The sequence below is a fragment of the Paraconexibacter algicola genome, assembly GCF_003044185.1.
In the GTDB taxonomy this organism is placed as follows: Bacteria; Actinomycetota; Thermoleophilia; order Solirubrobacterales; family Solirubrobacteraceae; genus Paraconexibacter; species Paraconexibacter algicola.
This window is the reverse complement of the sequence record NZ_PYYB01000004.1, coordinates 64002-89155: the sequence shown is the minus strand read 5'-3', so window position 1 is coordinate 89155 and position 25154 is coordinate 64002. Positions and strand designations below refer to the sequence as shown.

23 protein-coding genes and 1 tRNA gene are annotated in these 25154 nt (G+C 75.9%); 11 read left to right on the top strand and 13 right to left on the bottom strand.

What is annotated here, in order from left to right; translation table 11 throughout:
* Positions 1-19: 19 nt before the first annotated feature.
* The 3 genes from C7Y72_RS19790 to C7Y72_RS19780 all read left to right on the top strand — a co-directional run bounded on the left by C7Y72_RS19790 (position 20) and on the right by C7Y72_RS19780 (position 4399).
* A complete protein-coding gene (locus C7Y72_RS19790; protein WP_107570930.1) occupies positions 20-988 on the top strand; it encodes a hypothetical protein in 969 nt (322 codons plus the stop codon).
* The gene (locus C7Y72_RS19785) at positions 985-2901 is read left to right on the top strand and encodes a TolB family protein (protein WP_107570929.1); all 1917 of its coding nucleotides are present in this window, start codon (positions 985-987) and stop codon (positions 2899-2901) included. The genes C7Y72_RS19790 and C7Y72_RS19785 overlap by 4 nt, the downstream gene beginning before the upstream one ends.
* Positions 2902-2971: 70 nt before the next feature.
* Complete coding sequence (locus C7Y72_RS19780) at positions 2972-4399, top strand: hypothetical protein (protein ID WP_146175469.1); 1428 nt, start codon at positions 2972-2974, stop codon at positions 4397-4399.
* A 6-nt stretch (positions 4400-4405) separates the two neighbouring features.
* Here C7Y72_RS19780 and C7Y72_RS24195 read toward each other — a convergent pair whose 3' ends face one another.
* The 8 genes from C7Y72_RS24195 to C7Y72_RS19740 form a co-directional block, all read right to left on the bottom strand.
* The gene (locus tag C7Y72_RS24195; protein ID WP_107570927.1) at positions 4406-4987 is read right to left on the bottom strand and encodes an acyltransferase; all 582 of its coding nucleotides are present in this window, start codon (positions 4985-4987) and stop codon (positions 4406-4408) included.
* Between the two features lie 10 nt (positions 4988-4997).
* Complete coding sequence (pdxT, locus tag C7Y72_RS19770) at positions 4998-5582, bottom strand: pyridoxal 5'-phosphate synthase glutaminase subunit PdxT (protein WP_107570926.1); 585 nt, start codon at positions 5580-5582, stop codon at positions 4998-5000.
* Positions 5579-6463 (bottom strand): pyridoxal 5'-phosphate synthase lyase subunit PdxS, encoded by an 885-nt coding sequence (pdxS, locus tag C7Y72_RS19765; protein ID WP_107570925.1) that lies wholly within the window; start codon positions 6461-6463, stop codon positions 5579-5581. The genes pdxT and pdxS overlap by 4 nt, the downstream gene beginning before the upstream one ends.
* Positions 6464-6542: 79 nt before the next feature.
* Complete coding sequence (locus tag C7Y72_RS19760; protein WP_107570924.1) at positions 6543-7421, bottom strand: MurR/RpiR family transcriptional regulator; 879 nt, start codon at positions 7419-7421, stop codon at positions 6543-6545.
* Positions 7422-7505: 84 nt separating this feature from the next.
* The gene (locus tag C7Y72_RS19755) at positions 7506-8627 is read right to left on the bottom strand and encodes a glycosyltransferase (protein ID WP_107570923.1); all 1122 of its coding nucleotides are present in this window, start codon (positions 8625-8627) and stop codon (positions 7506-7508) included.
* Positions 8628-8676: 49 nt separating this feature from the next.
* Positions 8677-10638 carry a CocE/NonD family hydrolase gene (locus C7Y72_RS19750; protein ID WP_107570922.1) on the bottom strand — a complete coding sequence of 654 codons (1962 nt, stop codon included), beginning with the start codon at positions 10636-10638 and terminating at the stop codon, positions 8677-8679.
* Between the two features lie 155 nt (positions 10639-10793).
* Positions 10794-11063 carry a hypothetical protein gene (locus C7Y72_RS19745; protein ID WP_107570921.1) on the bottom strand — a complete coding sequence of 90 codons (270 nt, stop codon included), beginning with the start codon at positions 11061-11063 and terminating at the stop codon, positions 10794-10796.
* Between the two features lie 135 nt (positions 11064-11198).
* Positions 11199-11271 (bottom strand) — tRNA-Ile (locus C7Y72_RS19740).
* A gap of 218 nt (positions 11272-11489) precedes the next feature.
* Here C7Y72_RS19740 and C7Y72_RS19735 point away from each other — a divergent pair.
* The 3 genes from C7Y72_RS19735 to C7Y72_RS19725 are packed head-to-tail and all read left to right on the top strand — an operon-like array spanning position 11490 to position 14880.
* Complete coding sequence (locus tag C7Y72_RS19735; protein WP_107570920.1) at positions 11490-12263, top strand: glycosyltransferase family 2 protein; 774 nt, start codon at positions 11490-11492, stop codon at positions 12261-12263.
* Positions 12260-13429, top strand: coding sequence for a glycosyltransferase family 4 protein (locus tag C7Y72_RS19730; RefSeq protein ID WP_107570919.1), 1170 nt, complete (start codon positions 12260-12262; stop codon positions 13427-13429). The genes C7Y72_RS19735 and C7Y72_RS19730 overlap by 4 nt, the downstream gene beginning before the upstream one ends.
* Complete coding sequence (locus tag C7Y72_RS19725; RefSeq protein ID WP_107570918.1) at positions 13426-14880, top strand: glycoside hydrolase 5 family protein; 1455 nt, start codon at positions 13426-13428, stop codon at positions 14878-14880. Before C7Y72_RS19730 ends, C7Y72_RS19725 begins: the two co-directional genes overlap by 4 nt.
* On the opposite strand, the gene C7Y72_RS24190 is transcribed toward C7Y72_RS19725, so the two are convergent.
* The gene (locus C7Y72_RS24190) at positions 14859-15470 is read right to left on the bottom strand and encodes an acyltransferase (protein WP_107570917.1); all 612 of its coding nucleotides are present in this window, start codon (positions 15468-15470) and stop codon (positions 14859-14861) included. The two genes, C7Y72_RS19725 and C7Y72_RS24190, sit on opposite strands and share 22 nt — an antisense overlap.
* Before the next feature lie 42 nt (positions 15471-15512).
* On the opposite strand from C7Y72_RS24190, the gene C7Y72_RS19715 reads away from it, so the two are divergent.
* Genes C7Y72_RS19715 through C7Y72_RS23565 form a run of 5 tightly spaced genes read left to right on the top strand, consistent with a single transcriptional unit; the run spans position 15513 to position 21713 of the window.
* Complete coding sequence (locus tag C7Y72_RS19715) at positions 15513-16313, top strand: hypothetical protein (protein ID WP_107570916.1); 801 nt, start codon at positions 15513-15515, stop codon at positions 16311-16313.
* Complete coding sequence (locus tag C7Y72_RS19710; protein WP_107570915.1) at positions 16314-18272, top strand: DUF6541 family protein; 1959 nt, start codon at positions 16314-16316, stop codon at positions 18270-18272.
* Positions 18269-19123 (top strand): hypothetical protein, encoded by an 855-nt coding sequence (locus tag C7Y72_RS19705; protein WP_107570914.1) that lies wholly within the window; start codon positions 18269-18271, stop codon positions 19121-19123. Before C7Y72_RS19710 ends, C7Y72_RS19705 begins: the two co-directional genes overlap by 4 nt.
* On the top strand, positions 19120-20451 hold the full coding sequence (locus C7Y72_RS19700; protein WP_107570913.1) for a lipopolysaccharide biosynthesis protein: 1332 nt from the start codon (positions 19120-19122) through the stop codon (positions 20449-20451). Before C7Y72_RS19705 ends, C7Y72_RS19700 begins: the two co-directional genes overlap by 4 nt.
* Entirely contained in the window at positions 20448-21713 is a 1266-nt protein-coding gene (locus tag C7Y72_RS23565) for a glycosyltransferase family 4 protein (RefSeq protein WP_158276953.1), read from the top strand. Before C7Y72_RS19700 ends, C7Y72_RS23565 begins: the two co-directional genes overlap by 4 nt.
* 9 nt (positions 21714-21722) lie before the next feature.
* Here C7Y72_RS23565 and C7Y72_RS19690 read toward each other — a convergent pair whose 3' ends face one another.
* The 4 genes from C7Y72_RS19690 to C7Y72_RS19675 are packed head-to-tail and all read right to left on the bottom strand — an operon-like array spanning position 21723 to position 25153.
* The gene (locus tag C7Y72_RS19690) at positions 21723-23135 is read right to left on the bottom strand and encodes a beta-galactosidase (RefSeq protein ID WP_158276952.1); all 1413 of its coding nucleotides are present in this window, start codon (positions 23133-23135) and stop codon (positions 21723-21725) included.
* Positions 23132-24112: a glycosyltransferase family 2 protein gene (locus C7Y72_RS19685; protein WP_107570911.1), complete on the bottom strand. Its 981-nt coding sequence runs from the start codon at positions 24110-24112 to the stop codon at positions 23132-23134. Before C7Y72_RS19685 ends, C7Y72_RS19690 begins: the two co-directional genes overlap by 4 nt.
* Positions 24105-24644 carry an LbetaH domain-containing protein gene (locus C7Y72_RS19680; protein WP_107570910.1) on the bottom strand — a complete coding sequence of 180 codons (540 nt, stop codon included), beginning with the start codon at positions 24642-24644 and terminating at the stop codon, positions 24105-24107. The genes C7Y72_RS19685 and C7Y72_RS19680 overlap by 8 nt, the downstream gene beginning before the upstream one ends.
* On the bottom strand, positions 24641-25153 hold the full coding sequence (locus tag C7Y72_RS19675; RefSeq protein ID WP_146175467.1) for a DUF2238 domain-containing protein: 513 nt from the start codon (positions 25151-25153) through the stop codon (positions 24641-24643). The genes C7Y72_RS19680 and C7Y72_RS19675 overlap by 4 nt, the downstream gene beginning before the upstream one ends.
* Position 25154 lies beyond the last annotated feature (1 nt).

Sequence of the window (25154 nt, the reverse complement as noted above, 5' to 3'; positions counted from 1 at the left end):
ACGTGGTTGCATTCACGGGATGAGCGGGGCAGAGCACACTCCGCGCGCGGCGTCCCCCTGGGTCCCGCGCGCCGACGAGCCGGACGGGGCGACGGCGACGGCTGCGGCCGCGACGCCCTCCGGCCCGCAGGCCACGTCGACCCCGTGGCTGCCCGCCGACGCGGCGCGGCCGGCGTCCGCGCACGACGCCAGCAGCTGGGTCGTCGCCGACGCGGTGCCGGCCGCGGCCGTCGACGCCCCGGCCCCCGCCGTCGCGGCCGACGGTGGCGAGCCCGCCCGGTCCGGGAACCCGTGGGCGGTCGCCGCCGCGGCCGCTCCCGCCACGTCCGCGAACCCGTGGGCGACCGCGGCTCCCGCTTCCGTCGCCGCGGCCGACGCATCCGACGCGTGGGCACCTGCCGAGGGCGCACCGGTCGCCGTCGTCCCTGCGTCGACCGTCCCGCGATTCGCCCCGATCCGCGCGACCCGCAACCGCTCGACCCTCTACGCGGGCGGCGTGGCCGTGGTCGCGGTCGCCGCACTGGGCGTTGCCGCCGCGGCCGGGACGTTCTCCTCCGACGAGCCGGCCGTCACCGTCGCCGCCCCCGCGGACGTCGCGGGCACGACCGGGTTCACCGAGCAGACGATCAGCCAGCAGGAGCGCGGCGCCGCCGCCGAGAACCGCGCGGCCCGCCGCAGCGCCGCCCGGGCCGTCAGCCGCTCGCGCCGCGCGGCGCGTCGCGCCGCCGCGGCCGCCGCCCCGGCCACCGGGGGCGGCGGGGCCGCCGTCGCCGCCGCCCCGGTCGTGTCCGCGCCCGCGGCCGCCGCGCCGAGCGCCCCGGTGCGGCAGCCTGTCCGGACCCCGCAGCAGCCGTCGCGCCCGTCGCGGCCCGCGCCGTCGGCCCCCGCCGCACCGTCGACCCCGGTCGCCGAGGCGCCCGCCTCGCCGGACGTCCCGCAGGGCGCCGAGCCGTCGGCCCAGCCCGGACGTGAGGCGCCGGGCTCGTGATCGCTGTCCTGCGCCGGCATCCGCGCCGCACCCTCCTCACCGTCACCGTCGCCCTCGGGGTCCCGCTGGTCGGCGTCGCCCACGGCGCGGTCGTGCAGCCGCGGACGCTGCAGATCTCGACCCAGTCCGGCGGCGTGCCGGCCAACGGGTCGAGCGCCGAGCCGTTCCTCAGCACCACGGGGCGGGTCATCGCGTTCACGACGACCTCCACCGGGATCGTCCCGGGCGACGAGCTCAACGGCCCGATCGCGGACGTCGTCGTCCTCGACGGCGTCTCCGGTGAGCGGCGCCTCGTCTCCGCCACCCCGGACGGCACGGGCGCCGACGGGGCCTCGACCGACCCGGCGATGTCCCGTGACGGACAGCGCGTCGTGTTCACCTCCGACGCGACGAACCTCGTCCCCGGGGACGGCAACGGCGCCTCCGACGTGTTCGTCCGCGACGGGATCGGCCGGGTCCTCCCGGTCAGCGTCACGCCGTCGGGCACGCTCGGCAACCGCGCGTCGCGCAACGCGGACATCTCCGCCGACGGCCGCTACGTCGTGTTCGAGTCCGACGCCTCGGACCTCGTCAACGGCGACTCCAACGGCCAGACCGACGTGTTCGTCCGTGACCTCCTCACCGGGCAGACCGAGCGGGTCAGCGTCAGCACCGACGGCGAGCAGGCCCGGTTCCGGTCCTCGACGCCCGCGATCAGCGCCAACGGCCGCGTGGTGTCGTTCGAGTCGGCCGCGAACACGCTCGTCGACGAGGACACCAACCGCCAAGCCGACGTGTTCGTGCGCGACCTCGTCCGCCGCGAGACCTCGCGCGTGAGCGTCAGCACCAACGGCCGCCAGCAGAACCGGGCGGTGACCGCGCCGTTCCGCATGGTCAGCGACCTCGACGCGACCGGTCGGCTCGTCGTGTTCGACTCCGAGGCGTCGAACCTCGTCCCCAACGACATCAACCGCCGCTCGGACGTCTTCGTCCGCGACCGCCGCGAGGAGACGACCCGGCTGGTCAGCTCGAGCAGCTCGAGCGTCCAGGGGAACAACGACTCGGTCTCCCCCGTGATCACGCCGTCCGGGCGGCATGTCGCGTTCCAGTCGTTCGCCACGAACCTCGCGCGGGACGGCGACGGCGTGGGCGCCGACATCTTCGTGCGCGACCTGCGCACCTTCACCACGACGATCGCCTCGGTCGCCAACGACGGCGGCCGCCGCCAGCCCGAGCTGACCGGTCAGCTGCTGCAGCGCCCGACGATCACCAACGACGGGGAGACCGTCGGCTTCGTCAGCACCGCCACGAACCTCGTCCCGGGGGTCCCGGACGCGCTGGCGGACGTGTTCGTCCGCCGACTCGTCCCCGCGCGCACCTCGAGCGTCGACCGCACGTCCCGCTCCGTGACGGTCGGCGCGGACGACCCCGGCGCGACGCGGTACCTGTGCCGCGTCGACCTCGGGGTGCCGTTCACGTGCGGGCCGACCGTGTCGCTGCGCCGGCCCGGCCGCTCGATCACGATCCGGGCCACCGGGCCGGGCATCCTCCCCGATCCGATCGGTCGCACCTTCCGTCTCACGCTCGACCGGATCCGGCCCCGCGCGCGGATCACGAGCGTCTCGACCTCGCGGACGCGCCGCACGATCCGCGGCGTCACGACCGACCGCGGCGGCTCCGGGATCCTCAAGGTCGAGATCGCCGTGACGTACGTCAACAGCGTCGGTCGCTGCTTCTTCCTCGACGGCGACCGCTTCCGCCCGACGTTCAACTGCCAGCTGCGCGCGTTCCGCAACGTCGCGGTCGGCAAGCGGTCGTGGCGGTTCAAGATCGGGCCGCGGCTCCCGCCGGCGTTGCTGCTCGTCGCCGCCCGGGCCGTGGACGGCTCCGGGAACGTCAGTCGCGTGTCCTCGAAGATCACGATCCTGCCCTGACGCGGACCGCTTCCACGGGCCGTCGAGGGCGGGCGTCCCGTCCGGGTCCACCCACTACTCTCTGGTGCACGTGACGACGTCCTCGACATCCCGCGTGACACCGCAGGGGGTGCGGGACGGCGACCCCGAGGCGCTCGTCGGCCTGGCCGAGCGCCGCAGCGGCGCCGTCTACGCGTACGCGCGGCTCGTCTGCGACGAGGCGGCGGCGCTCGACGCGACCGCGGAGGCGTTCGCGCGGTTCCGCGGCGCGGTCGCGGCGGCGGACGACCCGGCGGACCTCGCGCCCGACGCGCTGCTGCTGTCCTGCACGCGGCACTCGGTCGCGGCGCTCTGCCCGGTGCGCGGCACGCGGCCCGAGTGCCCGGCCACCCCGTTCCTGGCGGTGTCGCGGCTGGAGGGGATGAACGCGGTCTCCGAGGAGGCGCGGCTGACGAAGCACCTCGTCACCTGCGCGGTCTGCGCGGAGCTCGCCGAGTCCATCGACGCTGCGGAGGCGGCGTTCCGCCGGCCGCAGACGGAAGCCGCCGACGCGGTCGTCGTCGCGCGCGTCGTGGCCGCGCTGACGTCCGCCGCCCCGGTCCTGCACCGTCCCGCGATCGACGAGCCGGTCCCCGTGGCGCCCGAGCCGGTCGTCGACGAGGCCCCCGCGCCGCCCGCCCCGGAGGCCGTGGCCGCGGTCGAGACCGTCGCCGACGCTCCGGTCGCGCCCGCCCCGGTCGTCCCGGAGGCGGCGCCCGAGCCCGAGCCCGAGCCGTTCGAGGACGACCCGGCCGCGTTCGAGGAGCCCGAGGCGGCGGAGGTCGTGGTCATCGACCTGCACCGCGACGCCGAGGAGCCGCAGGACGACCCGTTCGCGCCCGAGGACGAGACCGCGGTGCTCACCGTCCTGCCGCCGCACGACGCGGACGGCGAGCGGGCCGCCGACAGGCCCGCGCCCACCCAGGGGTCTGCGCGCTCCGGTTCGCTCGTGCCGCGCGTCGTGGTCCCGGCCGTCATCGTCACCGCCGCGGTCGTCACGGCCTCCGCGATCGCCGGCGTCTTCGGCGGCACCGCGCCCGAGCCGCCCGGCGGCGTCCCCGGGCCGCCGAACCCGGCCCCGCCCGCCCGCCGCCCACCGGCCGACGAGGCGATCCAGCGCCGCGCCGCCGAGGCCGCGCGCGCGGCCCTCGCGCGGATCGAGGCGTCCGACCGCCGCACGACGCGCGAGGCCGCGGCGCAGCGGGCCGCCGAGCGCCGTGAGAAGGCGCAGGAGGAGGCCGAGGACGAGCAGGACGGCGCGGCGACGCCGACGACCGCCGCTCCCGCGGCTCCCGCCGACGAGTCCCCGTCGTCCGGCAGCACCCGCGGGCAGGGCGACAGCGGCAGCAGCGCACGCCCGCAGAGCGACAGCGGCCAGCAGGACGAGGCGCTCACCGAGCCGCAGGACTCGAGCTCGGGCAGCGGCGACGGCGGCGCCCCGGGCTTCGAGCCCGCCGCCACGCCGACGCCCGCGCCCTGAACGACCTCAGTCCCGCGCCGGTTGCACCCAGCCGCCGGCGCCCGGGTCGAACCGGCGCACGACACGCGCCGGGTTCCCCGCCACGACCGCGTTGGGCGGGACGTCGCGGTCGACGACCGCACCCGCCGCGACGAGACTGCGCGCCCCGACCGTCACGCCCGGCAGCACCATCGCGCCGGTGCCCAGAAAGACCCCGGCCCCGATCCGCACCGGCCGCGGCGTGGAGGGCACCGGCCCGTCCGGCCCGGGGATCAGCTCCGTGTCGGCGAGGTACAGCCGGTCGGAGCCCATCACGTCGTCACCGATCTCGACGAGCTCGTGCGCGACGATCGTCAGGTCCCGCCCCAGGTAGGTGCCGGAGCCGACCGTGATGCGGCCGGTCGAACCGCCGCCCGATCCGCCGGTCAGCAGCTGGGCCCCGCTGAGCACGTAGGTGGAGTCGCCGACCTGGACGTCCTCTCGGCGCGGGGCGTGCAGCGGCGGGTGGACGACCGTCCCCGAGCCGTAGGCGCCGAACGCGGCCGGGCGGACGTGCCGCTCGATCGACGAGCGGAACCGCCGGGCGACGATCCGTCGGCGCAGGTCCACGCGCGCCAGCCTATCCCGGCGTGCCGGCGGCCGCGCGGGCGACGAGCGCGGCGTGCAGCCGGTCGTCGCCGGTCAGCTCCGGGTGGAACGACACGCCGGTGACCGCACCCTGGCGGACCGCGACGGGATGGCCGTCGACCGTGGCGAGCACCTCCACGGCCGGCCCGTGCTCGGCGACCCAGGGCGCGCGGATGAAGACCGCGTGCAGGGGCCCGCCGTCGAGGCCCGCCAGCTCCAGGTCCTCCTCAAAGCTGTGCAGCTGCCGCCCGAACGCGTTGCGGGCGCACCGCAGGTCGAGCACGCCGAGCCGCTCGCGGTCCAGGACGATGAGGCCCGCGCACGTCGCCAGCACCGGGCGGCCGGACGCCGCGAACGCGCGCAGCGGCTCCGCGAGTCCCTCCCGCGCGATGCCGAGCATCATCGTCGTGGACTCGCCGCCCGGCAGGACGAGCGCGTCGAGCCCCTGCAGGCCCGCGGGCGTGCGGACCTCCGAGGTCCGGGCACCGCAGCGGTGCAGTGCCCGGGCGTGCGCGGCGAACGCGCCCTGCAGCGCCAGGACGCCGACCCGCGGGCCGGCGCCGGCGGGGTCGCTCACCAGCCGCGGGTCGCGAAGACCTGGTCGGCGGGGAGCTTCGAGGTCTCGAGGCTCATCATCGCCGGGCCGAGGCCCTCGGACGCCTTGGCGATCCGGTCCGGGTCCTGGAAGTGGGTGGTCGCCTCGACGACGGCGCGGGCACGCCGCTCCGGGTCGGAGCTCTTGAAGATGCCGGAGCCGACGAACACGGCCTCGGCGCCGAGCTGCATCATCAGCGCCGCGTCGGCCGGGGTGGCGATGCCGCCCGCGGAGAACAGCGGGACGGGCAGCTTGCCGGTCGACGCGACCTCGCGGACGAGGTCCAGCGGCGACTGCAGCTCCTTGGCGGCCGTCGCGAGCTCGGCGTCGTCCAGCCGGGTCAGGCGCTTGATCTCGCCGCGGATGCTGCGCATGTGGCGGACCGCCTCGACGATGTCGCCCGTGCCGGCCTCGCCCTTGGAGCGGATCATCACGGCGCCCTCGCCGATGCGCCGCAGCGCCTCGCCGAGGTTCGTCGCACCGCAGACGAACGGGATCTTGAACGCCCACTTGTCGATGTGGTGCGCCTCGTCGGCGGGCGTCAGGACCTCGGACTCGTCGATGAAGTCGACCTCGAGGGACTCGAGCACCTGGGCCTCGACGAAGTGCCCGATGCGGGCCTTCGCCATCACCGGGATGGTGACGGCCTGCTGGATGCCGCGGATCATCTCCGGGTCGGACATGCGCGCGACGCCCCCGTCGCGGCGGATGTCGGACGGGACGCGCTCGAGCGCCATGACCGCGCACGCTCCCGCCTCCTCGGCGATGCGGGCCTGCTCCGCATCGACGACGTCCATGATGACGCCGCCGGAGAGCATCTCCGCCAGTCCGACCTTGACCCCGAACGTCGCTTCGTCGCGCATGCACCGCAGTGTAGAGCCACGGGGGCGACGGCCCCGCGCCGCGTCGTCGAAGCTGGCGCCCGGCGGCAGGCCGGTCCGGCTACTTCAGGCGGAACGCCTTGATGCGATCGGCGTACTGCTCGGCGTCGCGGGCGTACACGCCGTAGGCGAGTCCCTGGATGACGCTCAGCAGCGCGGTGTGCGAGCGCACGTAGGCGGGGCTGTCGCTGGAGTAGTAGAGCCGGATCTGGGCGAGCTTGGCGACCTCGGACAGCGTCGCGTCGGTGATCGCCACGGTCCGCGCCTTGCGGTGGCGGGCGAGCTTCAGGGCGCGGACGACGAGCGGGTGCGGCCGGCCGGCGCTGAGGCCGACGACGAGCGTGCGGTCGTCGATGCGCCCGAGGCGGCTGAGCGCCTCCTGGGAGGGGCTCGCGACGATCTCGGCGCGGAGGTCGAGCAGCATCAGCAGGTGCCGCATGTAGCTGGCGAAGAACGCCATCTGGTCGGTCCCGGCGATCAGGACGCGGTCGGCGCCGGCGATCGCGTCGATCGTGGCGTCGATCTCGCTGCGGGACGCCTTGCGGGCCGTCTCCTCGACGTTCGCGTGGTCGGCGGCGACCGCGGTCTCGAACGCGGAGCGGTCCAGCGAGAACAGCGGCTCGACGGTCGTGCCCCGTCCCCCACCGTTCTCGTGGCGGCGGCGGTACTCCTCGCGGGCGGCGTGCTGCAGCTCCGGGAAGCCCTCGAAGCCGAGCGCCTGCGAGAACCGCACGACGGTCGAGCTCGACGTGTTCGCGCGGCGGGCGAGCTCCTCGGCGGTCTGGAACGCGACCTCGTCGAGGTGGTCGACGATGTACTGCGCGACGTCCTTCTGCGAGCGCGAGAACTCGTCGAACCGCGACTGCACGTAGTCCGAGAGCGATTGATGCCCGTGCGCCTCGTGCGGCGGGGCGATGGTCTGGGTCGACGTCCTCTTCATGGGCGACACGGGATTCGACGCCCGTCCGGCGTCCCCTTCCGCGTCGTGCACGACCGCGGGCCGCCCCGGCTCGCGGCGGCCCGGTCAGGCGTCCGTGACGGTCCCCGCGGGTGCCGGGCGGCCGGTGAGCTCCTCGACGGTCTCCACCAGCCGGCGCCGGAAGGTGGCCGCGGAGAACCGGTCCGCCTGCGCGCGCAGGGCCGCGGCGTCGGGCTGGGCGACGACCTCGTGGGCGAGCGCGGCCGCGATCGACGCGGCGCTGACCTCGTCCAGGAGCACGCCGGTGACTTCGTCCAGGACGGTCTCGGCCGCGCCACCGCGCCGCGGCGCGACGACCGGGGTGCCGGACGCCTGGGCCTCGACGGCGACGATCCCGAACTCCTCGTAGGAGGGGACGACGACCGCGCGGGCCTGCGCGTAGAGGACGGCGAGCTCGGGGTCGGAGACGCGTCCGGCGAACCGCGCGGTCGGGAAGTCGCGGGCCAGCCGCGCCTGCTCGGGACCGGTGCCGACGACGACCGCGGGCCAGCCTGCGCGCTGCGCCGCCTCGAGCGCGAGCTCGACGCGCTTGTGCGAGACGAGCTCGCAGACGACGAGGAGATGCTCGCCGCCCGCGGTCGGCGTGAACCGCTCGACCTCGACGGGCGGGTGCACGATCGGGGCGTCACGCCCGAACGCGGCGGCGATCCGCTCGCGCGAGATCTCGGAGATCGCGACGTAGTGGTCGACCCGCGCGGCGACACGGACGTCCCAGCGGCGGATCTGGTCGAGGACGAGGCGCAGGGCGGGCCGGGCGGGGGCGGGCACCTCGCGCAGCGCGGTCGCCCGCTCGTGCCAGGCGTAGCGGAACGGCGTGTAGCAGTAGCAGACGTGCGGCACGCCCTCGGGCACGCGCATGCCGTGCGCGAACGCCGACGAGGACGAGACGACGAGCTCGGTGGCGTCGATCCGCATCCGCGACACGGCGGCCGGGAACAGCGGCAGCAGCCGGCGGAAGCCGTTCTGCCGCACGCCCGTGCGCTGCAGGACCGACGTGTGCACGTCGCGACCGGCGAAGCGCGGCATCGCCTCGGGGTCGTAGAGGGCCGTGTGGATCGGCGCGGTCGGCCAGCAGGCCGCGATCTCCGCGAACGTGCGCTCGGCGCCGCGCATCACGAGGAGGTAGTCGTGCGCGAGGCCGACCGCGGGCGGGGATCCGGACTGCATCGCGCGGCATCCTACCCCCGACCCCCGGCGTTCCCGGGCTCCGGGCCCGTCAGCCGCGGCGGGGCGCGCAGAGCCGGTAGCGCTGCGTGCGCACCACGCGGCGGCCGTCCGCCAACCGCAGGTGCAGGCGCACGCGGACGGTGCCGCGCGGGCGACCGCGCAGGTCCACGCGGGCGCGCGGACGGGTCCGGGTGAGCCGCGCCACGACGCGATCGCCGACGGTCACGGTCGCGGAGCGCAGCCGTCGCCGGTCGCCGCGCGGGACGGTGACGGTGACCGTCCGGCGCGACCGGCAGGCCGGCGCGGGGCTCGCGGGCGCCGGGTCGGGCAGCTCGGGCACGAGCAGCCGCGAGCCGCCCGCCCCGCCGATCGTCACCGTGTTCAGGCCGGGCAGGTCGGGGACCGAGGCGAGCGAGGTGCCGACGAGGTGCAGGCGGAGCCGGTGGCCGGCGCGGAAGCGGTTGCCCAGCGGCCACAGCTCGACGCGGTAGCGGCGACTCGTGCCCGGGGTCGCAGGCCGAGGCCGGTCGTAGCGGCCGTAGGGCTGCACGACCGCGCCGTCAGCGTCGGTGCGGTCGCGGGCGGGGTCGGTGTCCGGGAAGTCGGTCGAGAGCCGCCCGACCCCGAGCGGCTTCGGGATCCCGGATGGACCGACGTCGGACACCACCGCCCAGATCGCGGCGCGCGGCGCGGTCGTCGCGAGGTCGAGCTCCAGCGCCGCCGGCCCCGCCGCGACGAGGTCGCGCGCGAGCGGCGGGGTCGTGTAGGAGAGCCCGAGCGGCTCGGCCAGGCGCATGTCCCCGAGGGCGGGCAGCGCGTCGGTCAGCGCGCTCGCCCCGGCTGCGTCGAGGATCGCGGCGTTCGGGACGTCGGTCATCGTCGGCACGCTGACGAGGCCCGGGTAGCGCTGGCGGACCGGCCGCTGCGCAGGACGGTCGGCGAGCGTCCCGTCGTTCAGCGAGGTGGCGCTGCCGCTGCGTGCCGCGTCGAGGTAGAGGGAGCGCCAGCGCGTGCCGGGCACGGGCCAGTCGGTCGCGTCGCGCCGCACGAACCGGCCCTTGGCGTAGCTCGCGCGGTCCCCGTCGGACAGCCACAGCTGCACGCGCGGGTGGTCGTCGACGCCGTTGTCGATGCCGCGCACGTTGCGGTCCATCCAGGCGCGCATCTCCCCCAGTCCGCCGTCGGTGCCTGCGGGCCGTGCGTCGTGGGCGCCGATCACGAGCAGGTGGGCGCCGTCGTCGCGCAGCGCGCGGTAGCCCTCGAACGCTCCACGCGACTCGACGTCGGAGAAGCCGGCGACCGCGAGGACCGGGAGGCCCGGGTTCCCGTTGCCGCGGTAGCCGCGCTCGCGCCACCAGCCGTCGAGCGTCGGGTGCTGCAGGACCTCGGTCCCGGAGCGCAGCAGGCCGAGCAGCGCGTCCGCGGCGGTCGCCGGGTCGCGCTGCAGGCCCTGCGCGAGCGCGATGCCGCCGATGCCGGTGAGCACGACCGCGCCGGGGACGATGTTCTGCACGCCTCCGGGCACGAGCAGGTCCCGGTACAGCTCGTGCGTCCCGGACTTCAGGACCGCGGCGCGCACGCACGGCAGCTCGAGGTGCAGCGCGTTGTAGACCGCGATCGCGCTGGCGGAGAAGCCAGCGAGCCCGAGGCGCCCGTCGCTCCACGGCTGCTTGCAGGCCCAGCCGAGCGTCTCGGCGAGGTCGGCCTGCGTGCGAGGGCCGAGGACGTCGAAGCGCCCGTGGCTGTCGCCGGTGCCACGGAGCTGCACGAGCAGGTGGTTGTACGCGGGGCCGGCGTCGAACGTGCCGCTGTCACGACCGTAGGGACTGAACTCGACGATCGTCGGTCGCGCGACGAGCGGGGCCTGGCCGGTGAGCGTCGTCTGCAGCGCCACGCCGTCCGACGCGACGAACCGCTCGCTGCGCCGCTCCGTCGCGGCCCCGGCTGGTGGCGCGGTGGCCGTCGCCAGCAGCACGGCCAGGGTGGCGAGCACGGTGCGGCGTCGTCCCATGCGGCGAGCCTACCCGATGGCGAACATGCCTGTTCGTGGATAGTGTGGCGCGGTTCAGCCGGACCGCGCCGCGCCGCTCGCCCCTGACGCTCGAGTGCGCACGAACCCGACGATGTCGTGGCGCAGCATGCGGCCTCGAGGAGAAGCCGGGTCGATCACCAGCGCTCCATGCCCCAGTCGTCGCGCCAGCTGCGCTCGGCGCGCCGACGGCGCTGGCCGGCGGTCGTGGGGTCGCGGCAGATCCCGCATGCGGCGGTCCCGCAGTCCCACGGGGTCGTGTTCGCCAGCGCCCCGTGGCTCAGGCGGCGACGAATCGCGGGGTCGAGGCGGTCGGGGCCGCAGCCCACGACGCGCAGATACCGGGCACGACGTGCCAGGACGATGCGGTCGGTGTGGAACCGGCGGCGGGGGCGCGTGCGGCGCAAGAGGCGCTCCTTGGGTGGGCCCCGCCCCCACCACGGCGGTGAGGGCTAGAGCATCTCGGGGAGCGCGCGTCGCATCGATCAGAAAGGCATCCGGCCCGGAAACGTTCCGCCTACGAGTCAGCGGTCCTTCACCAGTAGGCCGGCCTGGACTCGAACCAGGATCTGACGGATTATGAGTCCGCTGCTCTGACCATTGAGCTACCGGCCCGCGGGCAGCACGGTACCGGCCCGCCCGGCCGCCCCGTCCGTCCCCGGTGGACCGCACGTCGGACGGGACGCGGACGGATGTTCGACCGCGGGGCCACCCGGGTCTGTGCAGGCAGGCCGGGAGATCCCCGTCATGGCGCGCTTCAATCGTCGTGCCCGGCGTGTCCAGACCGTTCCAGCCGGGGCATCAGCGACCGAGATCTGCCCGGAGGGCACTCCATGATCAGCAGCACACGCACCACGGACGTGGGCGGTCAGCCGCGCCTGCGTCCATCCATCACCGGCCGGACGACGATCGAGGACCCCGTCCGCGTCAGCGTGATCATCCCGACCCTCAACGAGGCGGAGAACCTGCCGCACGTCCTGTCGCGCCTGCCGAAGGTGCACGAGGTGATCGTCGTCGACGGGCACTCCACCGACGACACCGTCGAGGTCGCGCGCCGCCTGCGTCCCGACGTCGTCGTGGTCGACGAGCAGCGCCGTGGCAAGGGGGCCGCGCTCGCCGCCGGGTTCGCGGCGGCCACCGGGGACATCATCGTGATGCTCGACGCCGACGGCTCCGCCGACGGGGCGGAGATCCCCCGGTTCGTCGAGGCGCTGCTGTACGGCGCGGACTTCGCGAAGGGCACGCGGTTCGCGCACGGGGGCGGCTCGATCGACATCACCCCGATCCGTCGGGCGGGGAACCTCGCGCTCTCCGGACTCACCAACCGCGTGCACGGCACCCGGTACACGGACCTCTGCTACGGCTACAACGCGTTCTGGACGCGATGCCTGCCCGCGCTCGACGTCGACTGCGACGGCTTCGAGGTCGAGACGCTCATCAACATCCGCATCCAACGCGCAGGCCTGAACGTCGTCGAGGTGCCGAGCTTCGAGTTCGGGCGCCTGCACGGGTCGAGCAACCTGCGCGCGGTCCGCGACGGGTTCCGGGTGCTCGGCACGATCTTCCGCGAACGGCAGCGGGTCCCGGCCGAGGCCGCTGCCGCGTGAGGCCGGCCCTGGACGCCACCGTCGAGCTCGACCGGACGGTCGCCACCGACCTGTCCGAGCGGATCCTGCTGGTCACCCCCGGCTACCCGCCGGACCTCGGCGGCATCGAGCACCACGTCGCCCAGCTCGCCCGCGGGATCGTCACCGGCACCGGCTGCGAGGTCGTCGTCGCGACGTTCGGGGACCCCGGGGACGAGGAGCCGCGCGTGGAGCACCTCGACGGGGTGACCGTCCACCGCTTCCCGCTGACCGTCGCCCGCCCGGCCTACCGGTACTCGCGCGACCTGCACGCCTGGCTGCGCGCGCACGGCCGCGACTTCGGGATCGTCCACAGCCACGGGTACCACGCCCTCCCGGCGCTCGCCGCGTCGCGGATCCGCGGCCCGGTCACGGTCTTCACGCCGCACTACCACGGCACCGGGCACTCGCTCGTGCGCCGCTACCTGCATCGCGTGTACCGGCCGGCGGGGCACGGGATCATGCGGCGCGCCGACGCGATCCTCTGCGTCTCCGAGGCGGAGGCCGCGCGCGTGCGCCGGCACTTCCCGAGCACCGGCTCGAAGATCCACGTCGTCCCCAACGGCGTCGATCCGCCGTCCGCGTTCACCCCGCCGATGACCAGCCGCGAGACCGTCGTGCTGTGTAGCGGCCGGCTCGAGGCCTACAAGGGCGTCGACCACCTCGTCGCCGCCGCCGCGGAGCTCGGGGACGACTACCGCGTCGTCGTCACCGGGGACGGCCCGCACCTCGCGACGCTGCGCGAGCTCGCCGCCCGGCTCGGGGTCCAGGAGCGCGTCCTGCTCACCGGGATCCTGCCGGTCGAGGAGCTGCAGCGCTGGCAGCGGGCGGCGGCGGTGTACGTGACGCTGTCCACCAACGAGGCGTTCAACATCGCCGCCTACGAGGCCGCCGGTGCCGGGGCGCGGATCGTCGCCTCCGACATCCCCGCGCACCGCGAGATGCTCGACCGCCTGCTGCCCGGGACCGTCGTGCTCGTCCCCGCCCGCCCCGACGTCCCCGCGCTGGCGCGCGTCATCGAGGCGAGCGCCGGACTGGAGCGGGTGACCGCACCGCAGCCCGTCCCGACCTGGACCGACGCGGTGCAGCGCGTCGTGTCGATCTATCGCGAGGAGCTCGCATCCCCGTCCCGCGTGCGCGCCTCGTGATCGCCCGCCGGTCCCTCCTCGCCGCCTGCGCGGTGGCGCTGGCGCCGCTCTGCGTTCCCGCGCCCGTGACGGCCGCCGTCCCCACGCGCATGGTCGCGTTCCCGTCCGCGCACGCCGAGATCGTCGTCGCGACGACGAGCATGCGCGACCTCGTGGCCGGCCGCGCGGTCCGGTTCGTCTACATCGCCGAGCGCGGCGCGCTCGTCGGCGTGCGCGTCACCGTCCGCCAGGGGACCCGCAGCTGGGTCGCGACGCGGACCGCCATCCCCGCCGCGGCCGGCGGCCACCCGTCCGGCGTCGCACTGCCGCCCGCCGCGGTCCGCGCCGTGGCGACCTGTCGTCCCACCACGGTCACGGTCGCCGCGTTCACCACCCGCCGCACGCCGGTGGCCGTGGACCGCGTCACGCTGCTGCGCGACGCGGCACGCTGCCCGGACCGCCCGCCCCGGCTCACGGTCCCGGCCCGGCCGTCCGCGACGACGAAGGGCATCGCCGTCCCGGCGACCTTCCTGCAGGAGTCCCCGGCCCGGATGGCCGCCGACCTCAACGCGGTGCGGTCGCTCGGCGCCGGGTTCCTGCGCGTGCCGATGGACTGGCCGAAGGTCGAGGCGCGCCCCGGCGTGCGCCGCTGGACGGCGCTCGACGCCGCCGTCCGCGGGACCACCGCCCGCCGGATCGGCACGCTGGGCCTCCTCACCGCCGCCCCGCGCTGGGCCTCCCCCGAGGGCACGAGCTACCCGCGCGATCCGGTGCGGTTCGCCGCGTTCGCCGCGCGCACGGTCGCCCGCTACGCCCCCTACGGCGTGCGCCACTGGGAGGTCTGGAACGAGCCCAACTTCGCGCTGTTCTGGGCCCCCGCGGTCGACCCGGCCTCCTACGCGCGGCTGCTGCGCCTGACCTCGATCACGATCCACGCGGTCCAGCCGCGCGCGGTCGTGATCAGCGGCGGCCTGGCCCGCGTCGACTTCGACTCGACGAGCCTGCCCGCGAACGTGTTCCTCGAGCAGATGCTCGTCAGCGGCGTGGTGCCGCAGACCGACGCGATCGGCCTGCACCCGTACACGTTCCCGGTCTCGCCGCTGGACCCCGACGACAGCACCCGCAACGCCTGGCGGCTGATCGAGCGGCCGCTCGACGGGATCCTCGCGCTGCTGCGGCTCGCCGACCAGGAGTCCAAGCCGCTGTGGATCACCGAGTACGGGGCGCCGGACCGCGGGTCGGGCGCGGCCACCGGATCACCCGACGGCGTCGGCGAGGCCCGGCAGGCGCAGCTCGTCACCGACCTGTACGCGGCCCTGCGCGGTCGCGCCTGGGCCGGTCCGGCGTTCTGGTACGCGCTGCGGGACCGCACCGACATCGCGGCCTCGTCGGTGGAGTCCGCGTTCGGCCTGCTGCACGCCGACGGGCGCCTGAAGCCCGCCGGGACCGCCTACCGGGCGCTCGCGCCGTGACCGTCCCCGCGCGCCCGGGTCGCGCGGCCCAGCTGGGTCTCGGCCGTGACCTCGCCGATCGGCTTGGCGGGCACGCCGGCGACGATCGTGGCCGCCGGGACGTCCCGGGTCACGACCGCGTTGGAGCCGACGACGCTGTGGTCGCCGATGGTCACGCCCGCCTGGATCGTCGCCTTCGCGCCGACCCACACGTTGCGTCCGATGACCACGGGCGCGCTGTCCCACGGCCGCTGCAGGAACGGGGTGTCGTCCAGGCCCGCCCGGTGCTGACCGTCGTGCACGGACGCCCACTCGGCCAGGCCCGACGCCTCCCCGACCTCGATGCGCTCGCTGGCGTCGAGGTAGACGCCGCGGCCGAGGATCACGTTGTCCGCCAGGCGCAGGTGCCCGTGGACGTGCAGCGTCACGTCGGGGTGGATGACGACGCCGCGACCGATCTCCAGCCGGCCGTGCGGGCCGATCTGGATGAGCGCCCCGTGGTCGATCCAGAACAGCGGCCAGCGCTGACGCGGGTTGCGCACCCACCAGCCCGCCCAGCGCAGCAGGCCGGCCACGTGGCGGAGGGTCACCATCTGCAGGATCCGGCGCATGGGCACGGATTCAAGCGGACCGGTCAAGCCGCGCTCTGCGCCGTGCTGGCCGCGCTGACGCTCGCCGCGTGCGGTGGCGACGACGGCCCGTCGGGCCCGACCGTGTCCGACGACCGCACGATCGACGTCGCCCTCGGCTACGGGCCGGTCGTGCCGCTGCGCGCGCGGCTCGTCGGTCCGCTCGACGGCAACGCCTGGGTCTTCACCCGTCCCGGGGCGGGGCGTCCGACCGGTCCGCCCGTCGTGTTCGTGCACGACTGGGGCGCGACCGACCCGACGACCCACGGCCCGTGGATCGCGCACCTCGTCGCCGCCGGCCGGACCGTCGTGTTCCCGCTCTACCAGACCGGTCAGGGCGACCGGCCGTCGCGGGCGCTGCCGCAGGCCGCCACCGGCATCCGCAACGCGCTCGAGCTCCTCGGGGTCAGCCCGCGCCGCGCCTTCTACCTCGGCTACGGCGCGGGCGGCGCGCTCGCCGCGGACATCGCCGCGAGCGCCGGCCCGCTCACCCTGCCACGGGCCGCCGGGGTCGTCGCCGCCTACCCCAGCCGCACCGTGCGGCCGCTGCTCACCGACGAGGGCGCCGTGCGGCTGCCCGCCCCCGCCGGCCGGCGGCTCGCGCCCGGCACGCCGCTGCTGGCGCTCGCCGGCGCCGACGACAGCCCCGAGACGCGGACCGTCGCGCGGACGCTCGTGCGCGCCGCCGGGCCGACCGGCCGGCTGCGCGTGATCACCGATCCGCGGATCTCCGAGCACACCGGCCCGATCCAGACCGACCCCGTCGCCCGGCGCACCTTCTGGGCGACGGTCGACCGACTCATCGACTCCGAGGACGACGCCTGAATGGCCCTGACCGTCGACCAGCCGACGATCCCCCCGATCCCCGAGCAGGACGGCGGCGAGGCGCGCCGCTGGCCGCGCCGCCTGACCTGGGCGAGCTTCGTGGTCGCCCCCGCGCTCATGGCCTGGTCGTACTCGATCGCGGCGACGAGCCCTGCGGACGACCAGCTGCACTACTCGGTCTTCTGGCTCGGCATGCTGTCGGTCCTGCTGCCGGTCGGCGCGCGGCTGCTCTCCCCCGCCCCCGGCCGCGACGAGCGGCTCCTGCTCGTCATCGCCACGGGGCTCGTCCTCTACGTCCCGAAGTTCCTGCGGGAGACCAGCGGGATCGTCTTCCACGACGAGTTCGCGCACGCCCGGCAGGTGCAGCTGATCACCGACAACGGCCGCCTCGGCGACCTCAACCCGCTGATCCAGATCGTCCAGTCCTTCCCCGGCCTGCACAGCATCACCGCGACGCTCCAGGAGGTCTCCGGGATCGGGCAGCCCGCGACGATCGCGCTGCTCATCGGGCTGCTGCACGCGTTCGGGCTCGTCGGCCTGTTCCTCCTGGCCGAGAGCGTGAGCGGGTCCTCGCGGATCGGGGCGCTCGCCGGGTTCCTCTACACCGTCAACGCCAGCTACCTGTACTTCGACGCCCAGTTCTCCTACGAGAGCCTGTCGCTGCCGCTGCTGTTCTGGACGCTGGTGTGCGTGGACCGCGCCCGCCGCTCGATCGGGGACCGGGGCGCGTGCCTGGGCTGGTGCGGCCTGGCGATCACGATCGGCGGCGGGCTCGTCGTCACCCACCACCTGACCGCGTACGTGCTCTGCATGCTGCTGCTCGGCGTCACCGTGGTCGGCGCGGTCCGCGCGCTGCGGGGCCGCGCGGCATGGCCGCCCGTGCGGCTGACCTTCGCCCTGTTCGTCGTGGCCACCAGCGCGTGCGTCTTCTGGGGTGTCGTCCGCGCCCCGCTGGTCAAGCAGTACCTCGAGCCGCGGATCACGCAGGGCTTCAGCCAGCTGTTCGACATCGCCAGCCGCAACAAGGAGGGCCGGGAGCTGTTCGCGCAGAGCACGCTGCCGACCTACGAGCGCGTGCTCGGCTTCCTCGTCGCGCCGATCGCGCTCGTCGCCACCCTCGGCGGGCTGTGGCTCGTCTGGCAGGCGATCCGTCGCCGGCGCGAGCGGCTCGACGACATGCACCTGACGTTCGTCGGCCTCGGGCTGCTGTACCTGCCGTCGTTCCCGCTGCTGCTGTCGGTGGCGGGCAACGAGGGCGCGCGGCGCAGCTGGGCCACGAGCTACATCGGGCTGGTCGTGCTCGTGTCCCCGGCGGTCGTGCACCTGTGGGACCGTCACCGTCGCCGCCCCGGCCGCCCCCCGGGCCCGCCGGGCCGACGGCGACGGCCACGGCCGCTGGTCGTCGGCGCCGCGCTCGGCGCCGCGTTCACCGCCAGCGTGATCGGCAACACCGCCATCGGGCTCAACGAGACCTACCGCTTCCCGGGACCGTACGTGTACGGGTCGGACACGCGCTCGGTCACGCCCGAGCTCGTCGACTTCTCCCGCAACCTCGACGACACCTACGGGCCGGGGAACCGGGTCGTCGGCGACCGGTACACGACGCTGCTGACCGGCACGATCGGCCGCCAGTCCACCTCGCGGCCGTCCGCGGGCTTCCCGGTCTGGCAGATGTACTTCGACCCGTTCCCGACCGACGCGCTGCTCAACCAGCTGAAGGGCTCGGAGTGGAAGTTCCTCGTCGTCGACCGGCAGATGGGACTGTTCACCCCGCGGATCGGCGTGTACTTCGAGCCGGACGAGCCGCTCGCGCAGATCCGGACCGAGCCGCCGTCCCCGGAGTTCCTGGACAAGTACGAGCGGCTGCCGTTCACGCTGAAGGTGAGCCAGTCGGACAACCTGAACCTCTACCGCTTCGACTTCGGGGCGCTCGACGCGCAGCGGGCGGGTCTGCGATGAGCGTCGCGACCGAGCCCCGGCCCACGCCCGCCCCCGCGCCCGCGCTGCGGCTGACGTCCGTGCTGCTGATCGCGGCCGGCCTGTTCCTCGCCATCGCGGCCGACCTGCCGCAGCCGCTGCGGGCGCTGGCCGCACCCGTCGCCGTGTTCGCCCCCGGCCTCGCGCTGCTGACCGTCGCGCTGCGCGCCGACCAGCGGCCCGACCCGATCGTGCGCGCGGTCCTCGCCGCGATGCTCTCGTTCGCGGTCATCGCGCTGACGGTCATCGTCGTCGACCCGCTCGTCGACCGGCTCGACCCCGGGGTCTTCGGCCGCTCGATCGGCGGCGTCGTGATCGTGCTCGCGCTGATCGGCTCCCTGCGCTCCCCCGGGCCCGACGTGCTGCGCGACCCGCTGGACCGCGGCTCGGTCGGCACGTTCGCCGCCGTCGTCGCCGCCGCGATCGCGGTGATCGCCCTGTGCCTGCAGGTGCTGCCCAAGCCCGACCCGATCCCGTACTTCCGCTTCGGGCTCGCGGGGCCGTGGGCGCAGCTGGACCGCACGGTCGAGCCGGTCGGGGACCAGCTGCGCGTCGACCTGCAGCTGAAGAACGACGGGCCGCGCGCGCAGTCCTACACGATCGTCCCGACGCTGCGCGGGGCGCAGCGGTGGGAGCGGCGCACGGTCACCGTGCCCGCGGGCGAGACGTGGCGCGGCACGGTCAGCGGACCGGTGCCGACGTCCCGGGAGTGCTTCAACCGCATGGCGATCGCGCTGCGCCGCGGCGCCCGGACCGACCACGTCGCGGTCCTGACGTTCTACGTGCGCGGCACGCGGTCGATCTGCCCGTCGCTGCCGGTGAGCCGCCGGTGAACGCCCTGCGGGGACCGGTGGCCGACGCGGTGGCGCGCGCCCGGGCGGCGCTCGCCGACCCGCTGCTGCGCAACGGCCTCTACATCATGGGCACGACCATCGTCACCGCGCTCGCGGGGTTCGTCTTCTGGATCGTCGCCGCCCGCACGATGGCCACGGACGAGGTCGGGGTCGGGGCGGCGCTCGTCTCGACGATGCTGCTCGTCGGGCTGCTGACGAACCTCGGCTTCGGGCACGTGTTCATCGCCCGGCTCGCCTCGCGCGCAGCGGGCGCCGAGTGGTCGCTGACCGTGTGCGTCGGCCTGGCGACGACCGCCGCGGCGAGCCTCGCCGCCGGGCTCCTCGCCGCGCTGCTGCTGCCGCTGATCGTCGAGGACGTGCGCCGCGGCACCGGGCTGGAGCTGTTCGTGCTGCTGCCGCTCGGCGTGACCGGGGCGGCGTGGTCGTTCCTGTTCGACTACGCGTGCATCGCGGAGCGGACCGCCGCCCCCGCGTTCTGGCGCAACGGCGGGATGGCGGTGCTGCGCGTCGCGGTGCTCGCCGCGGTGCCGCTCGTCGGGGCGGCCGGCAACGGCTGGGTGCTCGGCGCCTGGGTCGGGGCGTTCGCGGTCTTCAGCGTGCTGGGCCTGGCCCGGACCCTGCCGCGGCTGGAGCGCGACTTCTCCCCCACGCTGCGCGGCTGGCGGCCGGAGCTCGCCGCGATGCGCGGGCTGCTGGCCGGGCACCACGTGATCAACGTCGGCGGCCAGGTCGCCCCGTTCGTGCTGCCGGTGGTCGTCTCCGCGCAGCTCGGCGCCGAGGAGAACGCGCACTTCTACGCGACCTGGATGGTCGCGACGGTGATCTTCCTCATCGCCCCGTCGCTGAGCAACGCGCTGTTCGCGGAGGGCGCGCACCACCCCGAGCGCGTCGAGGACGACCTGCGCCGCGCCGTGCGCCAGTTCACCGTGCTGGCGATCCCGACCGCGGTGCTGCTGGTGGCCGCCGGTCCGCTCGTGCTGCGGGTGTTCGGGGACGCCTACAGCGAGGACAGCCGCGCGCTGCTCGCGCTCCTGGTCCTCACCGCGGCCGCCGACGCCGGGCAGTCGATGAGCGTCGCGGTCCTGCGGGTCCGCGAGCGGCTGCGCGACGCGGCGAGCGTGACGCTGACCTCGGTCGTCGTCGGGGTCGGTGCGACCTGGGTGCTGCTGCCGTCGCTGGGCGTCGGCGGCGCGGCGATCGGCCTCGGGATCGGGCGGCTGCTCGGCCTCGTGCTCGGCGTCCGCGCGATCCGGCGCGGCGCGCTCGCGCCCGCGCTCGTCCCGGCCCGGGCGGCGGTCGAGACGTGAGCGCTTCGCTGCGCGTCCTCGCCGTCCAGGAGGCCTATCCGCCGGTCGTCGGCGGCCTCGAGCGCCACACGCGGACGGTCTCGCACGAGCTGGCCACGCGCGGGCACGCGGTCACGGTCGCGGTCACCCACCACGACGGGCTGGCGGCGTCCGACGGGCCCGTGCGGCTCGAGCGGCTGGAGATGCTCGCGGCGCGCCTGCCGAGCGACCTCTCCCGCGACCACATGCCGTTCGTGCAGCACCCGCCACTGCCCGACCCGCTGACGGTCCGGTCGCTGCGGCGGCTGATCGCCCGGGACCGCCCGGACGTCGTGCACGCCCGCAGCTGGATGGTCCACTCGCTGCTGGCCGCCGTCCGCGGGCTCGCGCACCCGCCGAAGGTCGTCGTCAGCGTGCACGACTACTTCCCGGTCTGCGCGAACCGCTCGCTGATGCGCGACGGGGCGCCCTGCGGCGGCCCGCGCCTGGCGGCGTGCGTGACGTGCAGCGCACGGGTCTCGTCGGCCCCGGTGGGGGTCGCGAAGGCGCTCGGCGTCCACGGCGGCCGGCGACGGCTGGCCGGGATCGACCGGTGGCTCGCGGTGTCGGAGACCGTCCGGCAGGCGATCGCTCCCGTGGTCCCGGGCGGCCTGCGCGCGATCGAGGTGGTCGGCTCGACCGTCCCGGACGCGGTGTTCGACCCGCTCGACCCGACGGTCGCCCCGCCGCTGGACGGGCCCTACGTCCTGTTCGTCGGGTCGGTCCTGCCGTTCAAGGGCGTCGACGTGCTGCTCGACGCGCACGCACGCCTGGGCGCGGCGGCGCCGCCGCTCGTCCTGCTGGGCTCGGGCCGCCCCGACCGGCTCGGGCCGCGGGTGCACGCGGTGGGTCCCCGCCCGCACCCGGAGGTGATGGCCGCGTGGCGGCACGCGCAGGTCGGGGTGATCCCGAGCCGGTGGCCGGAGCCGTTCGGGCAGGTCGCGGTCGAGGCGATGGCCAGCGGCGTGCCGCTCGTCGCCTCGGACACCGGGGGCCTGCGCGACATCGTCGTGGACGAGCACACCGGCCTGCTCGTCCCGCCCGGCGACCCGGTCGAGCTGGCCGCGGCGCTCGCGCGGCTGCTGGCCGACGACGCGCTGCGCGCCCGGCTCGCGGCGGCGGGCCCGGTGCGGGCGCGGCGATACCACGTCGCCCGGTTCGTCGACCGGCTCGAGGAGATCTACGCGGACGCGGTCGCCGCACCGGCCGCCGGGAACTCCCGTCCGGTCGCGCTCGCGCGCTGAGCGGCGAGCTCAGGGCGCGGGCGTCTCGCGCCGCACCGCGGCGGCGAACGCCGCCACCGCGGGCTTGGCCGTGAAGTCGAAGCGGAAGAGGCCGAACGACCGCTCGCGGTCCCCCGGGATCGGGGACAGGTCGCGGTTGGCGTACCAGAACACCGGGCCGAGCCGGCGCGAGCGGCGGGCGAGCGCGTACCCGTCGGCGAGGATCGCGGCCTGCTCCTGCTCGGTCACGCCGTCGACCCCGCCCGTCGGCGCGCCGAACTCGGTCACCCAGATCGGCAGCCGCCCGCGGCCCGTTGCCCGCAGCTGGGCGCGCACGCTGTCGGGGCGCAGCCCGAGGTCGGGCCAGGCGTTGCGGCGGTCGGTCGTCGGGACGCTCGCGCGCAGCGGGTAGGTGTACGGGTGGACCGCGACCGCGTCGACGTCCCCGAGCCCGCCGCTGCGCAGCACGCCGCGCAGGAACCGCAGGGCGGTCAGGCCGCCGCTCGAGTCGACCGTCCGGGCCAGTCCGCCGCTGAGGATCCGCGCACCGGGATCGACCGCGCGGGCGATCGCGGCCGAGGGCCGCAGCAGGCTGCCGTAGCGGCGCGGCGAGACCCGGGGCCCCCAGAAGCGCGGCAGGTTCGGCTCGTTCCAGATCTCCCAGTCGCGCACCCCGCGCGTGCGGAAGTGCGCGACCGCCCGGCCGACGAACGTCGCGAACTCCGCCGCGCTGCGCGGCTCCGGGCCGGACGGGACACGCCGCGCCCAGGCGGGCGCGTAGGTCGGCACGAGCAGCGTGCGGATGCCGCGCGCGGCGGCGAGGTCGACGACGCGGTCGAAGCGCGAGAAGTCGACCGCGCCCGGCGTCGGCTCGACCCGTTCCCAGTCCAGCGCGATCCGCAGCCACCGCACCCCGGTCGCCGAGAGGAGCGCGAGATCGCGGTCGACGACCTCGGCGGGCAGGTCGACGAGACCGCCGGAGGTGGCGACCCCCGGGGTGCCCGCCGTGACGGCGGCTGGCGGCGCGGACCGCACGACGGTCGGGGTCGCGCACGGGGCACCGGCGCGCTGCAGCGTCGTGGCCGTCTCGCGGACGGTCCGGGTGGTGCGCAGCCGCAGGGTCGCCACGAGCGGGTCGCAGCCCGCCAGCAGCGCGCGGGCCGCCCCGTCCAGCGGCAGCCGCACCACGCTGCCCGTCGGGCGGGCGACGATGCGCCCGCGCGAGCGCAGCGTCGCGCCGCCCGCGGCACCGGTCAGCTGCAGGGCGACGCGGACCCGCCCCGTGGAGAGACCGACCAGCGCGACGCGGACCGCGTCCCGGGCCAGCAGCCGCTCGGGCGCCGGCTCCACGAGCACCCCGGCGACCGTGGCCGGCGCCGCGGCGGGGGCGGCGAGCGCGAGCGCGACGGTCCCGGCGACCGCCACCGTACTGCGACGGATCAACGCGCGGCCCATCGCTCCTGCGCGGTGCCGATCACGTAGCCGGCGACGGTGAAGGCGAGCCCGAGCACGATCATCGCCGCCCGGCCGAGCGGGGCGACGGTGCGGGTCCGCAGCGCCTCGCCGACGCCGCCGAGCACCCCGGATGGCAGCGTGCGCGCGACGTAGTCGCGCTCGGTGCTCGTGCCCGCGTCACTGCCGACGTGGGCGGCCAGCGCCGCCTTGCCGGTCCCCTCCAGCCAGCAGCGGCGCAGGAAGTAGCGGGGCTCGGTGCGCCCGGCGGGCACCGCGTGCCAGACGGCCGCGGTCGGCTCGAAGCGCCACTGCGCGTCGGGCCACCGCTGTCCCGCGCGGATGCACAGGTCGGTCTCCTCCGGGGCGGAGCGCGTCCCGACCTTGCCGAAGCCGGTGCGGAAGCCCCCGAGCTGCTCGAAGCGGTCGCGGCGCATCGTCATGTTCGCGGCGATGAGGTTGCGGACGGTCGCCGCCTCCTGCGGCGAGCCGCGGAACGTGCAGCCGACGACCCAGTCGAACTCGGGCGGGAACCAGGCGGGCCGCGCGGTCGCCCAGTCCGGGCGGATCGGCCCGCCCGCGCCGAGCACGGTCGGGTCGGCGAAGAGCTCGTGCAGGGCGGCGAGCCAGCCGGGCGCGACGTGGACGTCGTCGTCGATGAACGCGAGGACCTCGCCGGTCGCGACGGCCGATCCGGCGTTGCGCGCCCCGCCCGCCCCGGCGTGGCGGTCGTTCTCGACGGCGATGACGTCGGGGAGGGTCGCGCGCACGCGCTCGAGGAGCTCGGGGTTGCCGTCCACCGCGACGATGATCTCGTGCGGCGCCGGCTCCTGCGCGCGCAGCGACGCGACGGCCCGCTGCAGGTCGTCCCAGCGGTCGAGGGTGTAGGCGGCGATGACGACGGAGAAGCGGGGATCCCGGTAGGCGGGCACCGGGTCCGCGGTGAGCACGGCGGCGGGGTCAGGCATCGGGATCCTCCGGGAGGTCGGGGGCGTCGAGGCCCATGAGCGCGGCGAGGCTGCGGACCTGGTCGGGCCGCATCGGCCGGACGGTCGCGGGCACGCCGCTGGCGATGTGGAAGTCGGGGACGTCGTCGATGACGAGCGCCTTGGCGCCGATCGCGCACAGGCGCCCGACCCGCACCGGTCCCAGGACCGCCGCCCCGTTGCCGACGAGCACGCCGGGACCGAACGTCGGTGGACCGTCCGGCTCGACGAGGCGGTGCCCGAGCATCGCGGCGGGCGCGATGACGATCGGGCCCTCGAAGCGGCAGTCGGCGTGGATCGCCATCCCGAGGCCGTTGTGGAGCAGCACGAGCTGGCGGGGCCAGCGGGTCCCCGCGGGCAGGTCCGCGCCGAACACGACCCGGGTGAGGATCTGCAGCAGCGTCGGGACCAGCGGCACCCGTCGCCGCGCGAGCCAGGCGGCGAGCCGGACCGGCCCGAGCACGAACGAGTGGGTCGGCTCGAAGCGGTCGCGCAGCGTGTTGGCCGTCCTCACGCCGCCACCCCGAGCGCGGGCGACGCGGCCAGCAGCCGGATCACGGTGGCCGCCCCGACCAGGTCCGCGACGAGATCGGACGCCGTGTCCGTCGCGCCGAGCGACATCTGCGTGCCCAGCCACGCGTCCGCCAGCGCCTCCGCGCCCTCCCAGGCGACCCCCACGAGGCCGACGAGCAGCAGCGCGAGCAGGCCGTGCCGGGCGGCCGGCGCCGGGGTCCGCGGGAGCAGCCCGCGCAGCAGCACGAGCGCGAGCAGCGCGCTGGCGACGCCGTGGACGACGAGGTCGCCGCCGAGGTGGTCCGGCAGCACCCCGAGAGCGGCGAGCGCGAGCAGCCCGCAGAGGCCGCCGGTGAAGAGGAGCTCCTCCCGCGGCGGCGCCAGTCGGGCGAGCAGGCTCGCGAGCAGCCCGGACAGCAGCAGCACCGCGGCCGCGGGGTCGGCGGAGCGCAGGCCCACCCACGCGCCGACGACGAGCCCGACCCGCAGGACCATGCTCAGCGCGCGCACG